We start from the raw sequence: 9,516 nt of genomic DNA, 5'->3' as shown, positions 1-9,516 counted from the left end.
TCTGGGCACTACGGGGCCGAGCGGTGGGAGGACGGGAAGCTCTCGGCGCCGGAGGCGCATCCGGGGGTGGCGCGGGTGCGGGACGTGCTGCCGGTGGTGCTGGAGCGGGTCGGGGCGCCCGAGGGGACGTGGGTGGAGGACAAGGGGCGGTCGGTGGCCGTGCACACCCGGCGGACGGCGGCGCCGGAGGAGGCGCTGCAGCTGCTGCGGGCGCCGGTGGGGGACCTGGCGGCCGAGCACGGGCTGGTGGTGGAGCCCGGCCGGCTGGTGCTGGAGCTGCGGCCGCCGGGGGTGGACAAGGGGGCGGCGCTGACCGGGTTCCTGCGGGAGCGGGGGGCCCGTGCGGTGCTCTACGCCGGGGACGACCTGGGGGACGTGGCGGCCTTCGTCGCGGTGGAGAAGCTGCGGGGCGAGGGCGTGGCCGGGGTGCTGGTGTGCGCCGGTGCGGTGGGGGACGCGCCGGTGCGGGAGCTGGCCGACCGGGCGGATCTGGTGGTCGCCGGGCCGGAGGGGGTGGTGGAGCTGCTGGGGGCTCTCGGGGAGGCGCTCACAGGGCGTTGAGCTGGTCCAGGAACCACTGCTGCGGGGGGAGTGCGGTGGCCGCCGCGGCCAGGCGCCCGGTGCGGTCGGCGCGCTCCTTCGGGTCCATGGTGAGAGCGGCGTGGAGGGCGTCGGCGGTGGCGATGACGTCGTAGGGGTTGACGGTGAGGGCGTCGTCCTTGAGTTCGGCGTGGGCGCCGGCCTCGCGGGAGAGGACGAGGGCGCAGCCGTTGTCGGAGACCACCGGGACTTCCTTGGCGACCAGGTTCATGCCGTCGCGGATGGGGTTGACCAGGGCGACGTCGGCCAGGCGGTAGGCGGCGAGCGAGCGCGGGAAGTCGTCGTCGACGTGGAGGAGCAGCGGCTGCCAGGCGGGGGTGGCGAATTCGGCGTTGATCTCGTCGGCGAGAAGCTGGACGGTGGCCGTGTAGTCGCGGTACTCGGCCAGGTCGGTGCGGGAGGGGTAGGCGAAGGCGATGTGCACCACCCGGTCGTGCCACTCGGGGCGGGTGCGGAGCAGGTGCCGGTAGGCCTGGAGGCCGCGGACGATGTTCTTGCTCAGCTCGGTGCGGTCGACCCGGACGATGGTGCGGCGGTCGCCGACGGTCCGGCGGAGGGCGGCGAGGCGTTCGTCGACGTCGGGGCGGTGGGCGCGTTCGCGCAGGAAGTCGGCGTCGGCGCCGAGGGCGTGGACGCCGAGGCCCGTGGTGCGGCCGTCGAGGGTGACGGTGAGCGCGTCGAGGTCGACGGTCGCGTCCAGGAGGTCCTCGCAGCAGGCGGCGAAGGCGCGGGCCCAGCGTTCGGTCAGGAAGCCGGCCCGGTCGGCGCCCAGGATGCCGGTGAGGACGGCCCGGGCGACGTCGTCGGGCAGCATCCGGTAGTACTCGGGCGGGGCCCAGGGGGTGTGCGAGAAGTGGCCGATCCGCAGGTCGGGGCGGGCCGCCCGGAGCAGGGCCGGGACCAGGGAGAGGTGGTAGTCCTGGACGAGGACCGCGGCGTTCGGGGCGGCCTCGGCGGCCAGGGCCTCGGCGAAGGCCTCGTTGTACGCCCGGTAGGCGGCCCACTCGGTGCGGAAGCCGGCGTCGAAGGCGGGTGCCGTGGGGGTCGCGTAGAGCAGGTGGTGGACGAACCACAGGGTGGAGTTGGCGACGCCGTTGTAGGCGCGGGCGAAGGTCTGCGGGTCGATGTCCAGCATCCGTACGGCCTGGCCGCCGACCTCGTGGCCGGCCAGGTCGAGGCGGCCGTGCGGCGCCTCGGCGGCGGCTCTGCGGTCGGCGTCGTTGAGGGCGGCGCAGACCCAGACGGCGTTCGGGTCCGCGATGGCGGAGAGGCCGGAGACCAGTCCGCCGCCGCCGCGGCGCAGGGTCAGCGTGCCGTCGTCGGCGGTGCTGAAGGACACCGGTCCCCGGTTGGAGGCAACCAGGACGGGGGCGGTGCCGGTCGCGCTCGAACGGTTGGTCGTGAGATCGCCCATGGTTGGGATGTTGCCGGGGGTTCGGGGCGGCAAACCCCTCAATGACGGGTCGCGTATTCGGGGACGGTGTGCATCGGGGGGCGTTCCAGGGCGGTCACCGGGTGGGTGTGGGCGGTGAAGGCGCGGGTTTCCGGGTCGCGGGTGAACTGGGTGAGTTGGGGGTGGACGAGGTCGGCGGAGGCCTTGAGGCGGTGGGTGCGGTCGAGGCGTTCCAGGGCGGTCCGGTAGATGGTGGCGGCCATCCGGCCGAGGGCCTGGCCGTCCTGGTGGCGGTGGTGCCGGACGCCGACGTCCACCTGGGCCAGGGCGTCCAGACCGGCCAGTTCCAGGGCGTCGACCAGCAGGCCGAGTTCGACGCCGTAGCCGGTGGGGAAGGGCAGCCGTTCGAGCAGTGAGCGGCGGGCCGCGTACTCGCCGCCGAGGGGCTGGACGAAACCGGCGAGTTCCGGCCAGTGGAGGTTGAGCAGGGGCCGGGCGACGAGTTCGGTGACCCGGCCGCCGCCGGCGGGCAGGACGGCGCCCTCGGATTCCAGCGGGCGGTCGTACATGGCCTTGACCAGTTGGATGGACTCGTCGGTCAGCAGCGGGCCGAGGATGCCGGAGACGAGGGCCGGGTCGAATTCGCGCAGGTCGGCGTCGACGAAGCAGACGATGTCGCCGCGGGTGACCAGCAGCGAGCGCCAGAGCACCTCGCCCTTGCCGGGGACGGCGGGCAGCCGGGGCAGGACGGCGTCGCGGTGCTCGACCCGGGCGCCGGCCTCGGCGGCGACGGCGGCCGTGGCGTCGGTGGAGCCCGAGTCGACGACGACGAGTTCGTCGACGAGCGGCAGGCGTTCCATCAGCTCGCGGCGGATGGTGCGGACGATGTCGCCGACGGTGGCCTCCTCGTCCAGGGCGGGGAGGACCACGCTGACGGTGCGGCCGGTGCGTTCCTTGGCGGCGAGGAGGGTGTGGACCGGCCGGTCGGCCGCGCTCCAGGAGCGGCGGCGCAGCCAGGACGCCGCCTGCGGGAGGAGCTCGGGAATCGGTTCGGCGGGCACGGAGGTCTCCTCGGCGGGGTCGGTGGGACGGGTCATCTCGCGTGGCGGACGGACCCGTTCAGGATTGACGCCTTCGGATACAGTCTTCGTACAGCGGTCGGACCTTTGCACGCCGGGGTCGCCGTTGAGCATCACCACAATTTCACAAGCTCATCCAGAGGGACTGAGGGAACGGCCCGTTGACGTCCCGGCAACCTTCCCGCGCGGCTGTCTGTCGACAGGCCCCGGCGGGACAGGTGCCAATTCCGGCCTGTGGCGCGACCGTGCCACGGGGAAGATGAGGAGAGAGGCCTCGCCATCATGGCTATCGACACCGCCGCACCTGTTTCCGTCGACCTCGGCCCCGCCGCCGCGCTGTCCTGTCGCGAGTGCGGCACCCGCTTCCCGCTCGGCCCCAGCTTCGCCTGCCTGGAGTGCTTCGGCCCGCTGGAGATCGCCTACGAGTTCGGCAGCGAGGGCGCCGAGGAGCTGCGCAAGCGGATCGAGGCCGGTCCGGCGTCCATCTGGCGGTACGCGCCGCTGCTGCCGGTTCCGGCCGACGTGGCGTCGAAGCCCAATCTGAACCCGGGGTGGACCCCGCTGGTGAAGGCGGACAACCTGGGCCGGGAGCTCGGTTTCACCGCCCAGCTGCACGTCAAGGACGACTCCGGGAACCCGACGCACTCGTTCAAGGACCGGGTGGTCGCCTGCGCGATCGAGGCGGCCCGGGCGTTCGGGTACACCACGCTGTCCTGCTCCTCCACCGGCAACCTGGCCGGCGCGGTGGGGGCGGCGGCGGCCCGGGCCGGGTTCCGGTCCTGCGTGTTCATCCCGCACGACCTGGAGCAGGGCAAGGTCGTCATGGCCGGGGTGTACGGCGGCGAGCTGGTCGGCATCGAGGGCAACTACGACGACGTGAACCGCTTCTGCTCGGAGCTGATCGGCGATTCGGCCGGCGAGGGCTGGGGCTTCGTCAACGTGAACCTGCGGCCGTACTACGGCGAGGGTTCCAAGACGCTGGCGTACGAGATCTGCGAGCAGCTCGGCTGGCGGCTGCCGGAGCAGATCGTGATCCCGATCGCCTCGGGCTCGCAGCTGACGAAGATCGACAAGGGCCTCCAGGAGCTGATCAGGCTCGGCCTGGTCGAGGACCGGCCGTACCGGATCTTCGGCGCCCAGGCCGAGGGCTGCTCGCCGGTGTCGGCCGCGTTCAAGGCCGGCCGGGACGTGATCAAGCCGGTCAAGCCGGACACCATCGCCAAGTCGCTGGCGATCGGCAACCCGGCCGACGGCCCGTACGTGCTGGACATCGCCCGCCGCACCGGTGGCGCGGTGGAGGACGTCACGGACGCCGAGGTCGTGGCGGCGATCCGGCTGCTGGCGCGGACCGAGGGCATCTTCGCCGAGACCGCCGGCGGGGTGACCGTCGGCGTGCTGAAGAAGCTGGTCGAGACCGGGCAGCTGGATCCGGCCAAGGAAACCGTCGCGATCAACACCGGCGACGGCCTGAAGACCCTGGACGCCGTCTCCGACGCCGGGATGACCGCCGTCATCCGCCCGACGCTGGACTCGTTCCGCGCCGCCGGCCTCGCGTCCGTCTGAACCACCCGATCGGCCCCGCCCCCGCAAGGAGAGTCATGAGCGCCAACGTCCGCATTCCCACCATCCTCCGCACCTACACCGACGGTGCCGCCGTGGTGACCGCCGAGGGTGCCACCCTGGCCGAGGTCGTCGCCGACCTGGAGAAGAACCACCCGGGCATCTCGGCCCGCATCCTGGACGACACCGGCAAGCTGCGCCGCTTCGTGAACGTCTACGTGAACGACGACGACGTGCGTTTCGCCGAGGGCCTGGCGACCGAGATCGAGGACGGCGCCGGCATCTCGATCATCCCGGCGGTGGCCGGCGGCTGCTGAGCCTTCGCGACCAACCAGCGGTCGCCCGCGCGTACGGAATTCCGTTTCCCGTATGCGCGGGCGACCGCTGGCATTCCGGCCGGAATATTTCCCGGTCGAGTCGGAGTAGAGTGTGGCTCGGTTGGGAACAGGGTTTCCCTTTCGGCCCCCGCAGTGCTCGGCCCGGGGGCGTCCGGCCGGCGGGACCGGCCCGTGAAACATGTCAGGCGGATGTCAGAATTCCCGCGGACATTTGAGTAATTCGTCCGCTATGTCCGGCGTGAAATGCCGAGATTATTCCGATTCGGCCCGTCCTGTCCCTTGACATCGAGGCGGAATTACCGGTGGTTGGCCCTGTTGCAGAGGGCGTCGATCCGGATACATTCAGCGGCGGTCGACGCAATCACCCGCTCGCCGGAAGCCGCCTGGCGTCCTGCACGGAGGGTTGCGGCGTGCACGGCTGCGCCCAGGGGGGGTTCCCCGGGCCGGCCTTCAACCAATCCGGGCCCGCGACCTGCGGGCGCGTGAAGGGCCAGCACAGCACTAGGGGAGTTCGGAATGGCTCAGGGCACCGTCAAGTGGTTCAACGCGGAGAAGGGCTACGGCTTCATCGCGGTCGACGGTGGTGCGGACGTCTTCGTCCACTACAGCGCGATCCAGATGGACGGCTACCGCACCCTCGAGGAGGGCCAGCGGGTCGAGTTCGAGATCTCTCAGGGACAGAAGGGCCCGCAGGCGGACATGGTCCGCGCCGCGGTCTGACCCCTTCCGACCCCAGGAGCTCGGCGCGGCCCTGCGGCTGGTGACCTCTCGCTTCTCGACGGGCCCGTGCGACTCGTGTCGCACGGGCCCGTCGGCGTTCCCGGGCGGCCCCGGCGGCGGCTCGCGGATTGCCGATTGGGCTTGCACTCGCCCACCCGGAGTGCTAATCATTGGCGTTAGCACTCACAGTGTGAGAGTGACAGCGGACCGGGTCGGTGAGGCCCCCGGGAGCGGAGGGAATGGACCTCCGCGCACCAGGGCCGTCCGTCGCGGGCACCCCTTGGTCCGAGCAGTCGACCGTGTCCCGGAGGACCACTTCTGATGGCCAAGATCATCGCCTTTGATGAGGAAGCTCGCCGCGGCCTTGAGCGTGGCATGAACCAGCTCGCCGACGCGGTGAAGGTCACGCTCGGCCCCAAGGGCCGCAACGTCGTGCTGGAGAAGAAGTGGGGCGCCCCCACGATCACCAACGACGGTGTCTCCATCGCCAAGGAGATCGAGCTCGAGGACCCGTACGAGAAGATCGGTGCGGAGCTCGTCAAGGAGGTCGCCAAGAAGACGGACGACGTCGCGGGTGACGGCACCACCACCGCCACCGTGCTCGCCCAGGCCCTGGTTCGCGAGGGTCTGCGCAACGTCGCCGCCGGCGCCAACCCGATGGCCCTGAAGCGCGGCATCGAGAAGGCCGTCGCCGCCGTCTCCGACCAGCTGCTGGCCCAGGCCAAGGACGTGGAGACCAAGGAGCAGATCGCCTCCACCGCCTCCATCTCGGCCGCCGACACCCAGATCGGCGAGCTGATCGCCGAGGCCATGGACAAGGTCGGCAAGGAAGGCGTCATCACCGTCGAGGAGAGCAACACCTTCGGTCTGGAGCTTGAGCTCACCGAGGGCATGCGCTTCGACAAGGGCTACATCTCCGCCTACTTCGCCACCGACCTGGAGCGCATGGAGGCGACGTTCGAGGACCCGTACATCCTCATCGCCAACTCCAAGATCGGCTCGGTCAAGGACCTGCTCCCGCTGCTGGAGAAGGTCATGCAGAGCGGCAAGCCGCTGGTCATCATCGCCGAGGACGTCGAGGGCGAGGCCCTGTCGACCCTGGTCGTGAACAAGATCCGTGGCACCTTCAAGTCCGTCGCCGTCAAGGCCCCGGGCTTCGGTGACCGCCGCAAGGCCATGCTCGGCGACATCGCCATCCTCACCGGTGGCACCGTCATCTCCGAGGAGGTCGGCCTCAAGCTGGAGAACGCCGGCATCGACCTGCTGGGCACCGCCCGCAAGGTGGTCATCACCAAGGACGAGACCACCATCGTCGACGGTGGCGGCGACAGCGAGCAGGTCGCGGGCCGCGTCAACCAGATCCGCGCCGAGATCGAGAACAGCGACTCGGACTACGACCGCGAGAAGCTCCAGGAGCGCCTCGCCAAGCTGGCCGGCGGCGTGGCCGTCATCAAGGCCGGCGCGGCCACCGAGGTGGAGCTCAAGGAGCGCAAGCACCGCATCGAGGACGCCGTCCGCAACGCCAAGGCCGCCGTCGAGGAGGGCATCGTCGCCGGTGGTGGCGTCGCCCTGCTGCAGGCCGGTGTCGCCTTCGACAAGCTGGAGCTGGACGGCGACGAGGCCACCGGTGCCAACATCGTCAAGGTCGCGCTGGAGGCCCCGATCAAGCAGATCGCGACCAACGCCGGCCTGGAGGGTGGCGTCGTGGTGGAGAAGGTGCGCAACCTCCCCGCCGGTCACGGCCTGAACGCGGCCACCAACACCTACGTCGACCTGATCGCCGAGGGCATCATCGACCCGGCCAAGGTCACCCGCTCCGCGCTGCAGAACGCCGCCTCCATCGCGGCGCTGTTCCTCACCACCGAGGCCGTCATCGCCGACAAGCCGGAGAAGGCCGCCGCGGCCGCCGGCGGCGGCATGCCGGGCGGTGACATGGACTTCTGATCCTGATCGTTTCGATCGGATCGGTTGGACCTCGTCCGTGTGGGCGGTTCCCTTCGGGGGGCCGCCCACACGGCGTTTCGGCGTTCCGGTCGTTTCGGTGTTCCGGACGTGTCGACGGAGAATGGACGGATGGCTGCTGACGACATCGAGACCGCCCTGCACAACGCACGGGCACTGATCCTGGCCGACCTCACCGCGCGGGACGTGGCGGACGCCGCCGTCGTCTCGCTGGTGGAGCAGGCCGTGACGCACCGCCGCTGGTGGCTGGAGCAGTGGCCGGACGGCACCGAGTACGTGCTCGGGCTGGTCGCCCAGGACGTCCAGGACGCGCTGCTGGAGGCGTACGGGCGCTGGCCGCTGTGCGCCGACTGCGCGGCCGACGGGGACCCGCACGCCCTGGGCGTGGAACCCGAGCTGGGGCCGGACCCGCACTGGGTGTGCGGCAAGCAGGGCGCGGTGGTGGCACCCGTGGGGAAGCTCGGGTAGACCCGTGCGTACGGTGGCGGCATGAGGCGCTGGGTGTGGGGTGCGGCGGGCGGGTGCTGCGGGCTCGGGCTGTGGTGGGCCGCGGTGGAGCTGTCGGGGGCCGACCAGGACGCGTGGTGGGCCGTGGTGGGTCGCCTGCCCGCGGTGCTGGCGGGAATGGCCGCCGCGGACCGGGTGCTCGCGCGGCGGGGCTGACGGGCGTCAGAGGGCGCCGAGTTCGGCCGTCAGATTGGTCCGCGCGGCGGCCGTGAAGCGCTCGCGGGCGGCGGGGGTGCGGTAGAGCGCGGGCAGGGCGAGCAGGTGGCGCAGGACGGCGGCCCGGCCGGCCGAGAAGTCCGGCGCGGGGACGAAGCCGTACTCCTCGCGGACGGCGGCCGCGTACGCCGCGTACGCCTCGGGGCTGCCGCCGAGGACGGCGAGGTCCGCGTCGCAGAGCACCTCGCCGTTGCGGTCGCCGGGCGCCGGGTCGTGGCCGACGGTGAGCAGCACCAGGCGCTCGACCTCGGCGACCCGCTCGGCGGGCAGTCCGGCGGCGGTCAGCGCGCGGACGGCCAGGGCGGCGCTGCGCTCCTCGTTCTCGGTGCGGTCGGGGCGGTGGACGGCGTCGTGGAACCAGGCCGCGAGCCGGACGGCCTCCGGGTCGTCGGCGTACCCGGCCAGCTCGTCGACGTGTTCCAGCACGGCGTGCAGGTGGGTGACGGTGTGGTAGCGGCGCTGCGGCTCCGACCAGCGGCGCAGCAGCTCCCGGCCGTACGGTTCGGGCTCGACGGCGGCCCCGCAGCGGTGCAGCAGGGCGGTCCAGGCGGCGAGCAGGCCGTCGGTGAGCGGGCCTTCGGTGAGCGGGCCTTCGGTGAGCGGGCCTTCGCCGAGCGGCCGGTGCCCGGGGGCGGACGGTCGGTGCCCGGCGGCGGACGGTCGGTGCCCGGCGGCGGACGGGTCGTGCTCGGTGGTCGGCATGGCGACCATTGTGGCGGCCCGGCCGGGCGCTGGACCTATAGGTAGGTTGACGATATATGTAGTCGTATGACTGAACGCTCCATGCAGGAGCCCACGCTGCTGCTGCTCACCGCGCTGGCCGACGCCCCGCGGCACGGCTACGCGCTCATCCAGGAGATCGCCGCGATCTCCGACGGCCGGGTCAGGATGCGCACCGGCACGCTCTACGGGGCGCTCGACCGGCTGCTGGGCCAGGGCCTGATCGAGGTCGCCGCCGAGGAGGTGGTGGACGGCCGTGCCCGGCGCAGCTACGCGCTGACCGGGGCCGGCCGGGACGCGCTGGCCGCCGAGGCGGAGCGGCTGCGGGCGGTGGCCACCGAGGCCGAGCGCCGGCTCAGCAGGATCCGGTCGATGCTGCCGGGCAAGGCCGGGTCGCAGGGGCGGCCCGCGGCGGGGGGAG

General features: G+C 72.1%; 11 protein-coding genes and 1 riboswitch. Of the genes, 8 read left to right on the top strand and 3 right to left on the bottom strand.

Annotation, left to right across the window (positions count from 1 at the left end; translation table 11 throughout):
* On the top strand, nucleotides 1–561 hold a 561-nt coding region (otsB, locus tag ACIQOV_RS13160; protein ID WP_401048144.1), incomplete at its 5' end, for a trehalose-phosphatase.
* On the opposite strand, the gene ACIQOV_RS13155 is transcribed toward otsB, so the two are convergent.
* Together ACIQOV_RS13155 and ACIQOV_RS13150 are read right to left on the bottom strand one after the other, a co-directional pair.
* Complete coding sequence (locus ACIQOV_RS13155; protein WP_401048143.1) at nucleotides 548–2,014, bottom strand: trehalose-6-phosphate synthase; 1,467 nt, start codon at nucleotides 2,012–2,014, stop codon at nucleotides 548–550. The genes otsB and ACIQOV_RS13155 overlap by 14 nt on opposite strands.
* A 38-nt stretch (nucleotides 2,015–2,052) precedes the next feature.
* Nucleotides 2,053–3,090, bottom strand: a complete 1,038-nt coding sequence (locus ACIQOV_RS13150) for a glucosyl-3-phosphoglycerate synthase (protein ID WP_401048140.1) — start codon at nucleotides 3,088–3,090, stop codon at nucleotides 2,053–2,055.
* Nucleotides 3,091–3,201: 111 nt separating this feature from the next.
* Nucleotides 3,202–3,338, top strand: a riboswitch (SAM riboswitch).
* A 16-nt stretch (nucleotides 3,339–3,354) separates the two neighbouring features.
* Here ACIQOV_RS13150 and thrC point away from each other — a divergent pair.
* The 6 genes from thrC (at nucleotide 3,355) to ACIQOV_RS13120 (ending at nucleotide 8,315) form a co-directional block, all read left to right on the top strand.
* The gene (gene thrC, locus ACIQOV_RS13145) at nucleotides 3,355–4,635 is read left to right on the top strand and encodes a threonine synthase (protein ID WP_401048138.1); all 1,281 of its coding nucleotides are present in this window, start codon (nucleotides 3,355–3,357) and stop codon (nucleotides 4,633–4,635) included.
* Nucleotides 4,636–4,670: 35 nt separating this feature from the next.
* Nucleotides 4,671–4,949 (top strand): ubiquitin-like small modifier protein 1, encoded by a 279-nt coding sequence (locus tag ACIQOV_RS13140; protein WP_359905845.1) that lies wholly within the window; start codon nucleotides 4,671–4,673, stop codon nucleotides 4,947–4,949.
* A gap of 537 nt (nucleotides 4,950–5,486) precedes the next feature.
* The gene (locus tag ACIQOV_RS13135) at nucleotides 5,487–5,690 is read left to right on the top strand and encodes a cold-shock protein (protein ID WP_030289665.1); all 204 of its coding nucleotides are present in this window, start codon (nucleotides 5,487–5,489) and stop codon (nucleotides 5,688–5,690) included.
* Between the two features lie 321 nt (nucleotides 5,691–6,011).
* Nucleotides 6,012–7,634 (top strand): chaperonin GroEL, encoded by a 1,623-nt coding sequence (groL, locus tag ACIQOV_RS13130; protein WP_359905842.1) that lies wholly within the window; start codon nucleotides 6,012–6,014, stop codon nucleotides 7,632–7,634.
* A gap of 129 nt (nucleotides 7,635–7,763) precedes the next feature.
* Nucleotides 7,764–8,120: a hypothetical protein gene (locus tag ACIQOV_RS13125; RefSeq protein WP_401048136.1), complete on the top strand. Its 357-nt coding sequence runs from the start codon at nucleotides 7,764–7,766 to the stop codon at nucleotides 8,118–8,120.
* Between the two features lie 21 nt (nucleotides 8,121–8,141).
* Nucleotides 8,142–8,315, top strand: coding sequence for a hypothetical protein (locus tag ACIQOV_RS13120; protein WP_401048134.1), 174 nt, complete (start codon nucleotides 8,142–8,144; stop codon nucleotides 8,313–8,315).
* 6 nt (nucleotides 8,316–8,321) lie between these two features.
* On the opposite strand, the gene ACIQOV_RS13115 is transcribed toward ACIQOV_RS13120, so the two are convergent.
* Nucleotides 8,322–9,077, bottom strand: coding sequence for a hypothetical protein (locus ACIQOV_RS13115; protein WP_401048132.1), 756 nt, complete (start codon nucleotides 9,075–9,077; stop codon nucleotides 8,322–8,324).
* Between the two features lie 66 nt (nucleotides 9,078–9,143).
* Between ACIQOV_RS13115 and ACIQOV_RS13110 the strand changes: the two genes are divergently transcribed.
* Nucleotides 9,144–9,516: PadR family transcriptional regulator (locus ACIQOV_RS13110; protein WP_401048129.1), on the top strand; the 373-nt coding region annotated here is incomplete at its 3' end.

Origin of the sequence: Kitasatospora sp. NPDC091257 (genome assembly GCF_044757675.1) — a bacterium.
Taxonomy (GTDB): Bacteria; Actinomycetota; Actinomycetes; order Streptomycetales; family Streptomycetaceae; genus Kitasatospora; species Kitasatospora lactacystinica.
Note: the sequence above shows the minus strand (reverse complement) of the source record. Positions and strands in the feature narration are given on the sequence as shown.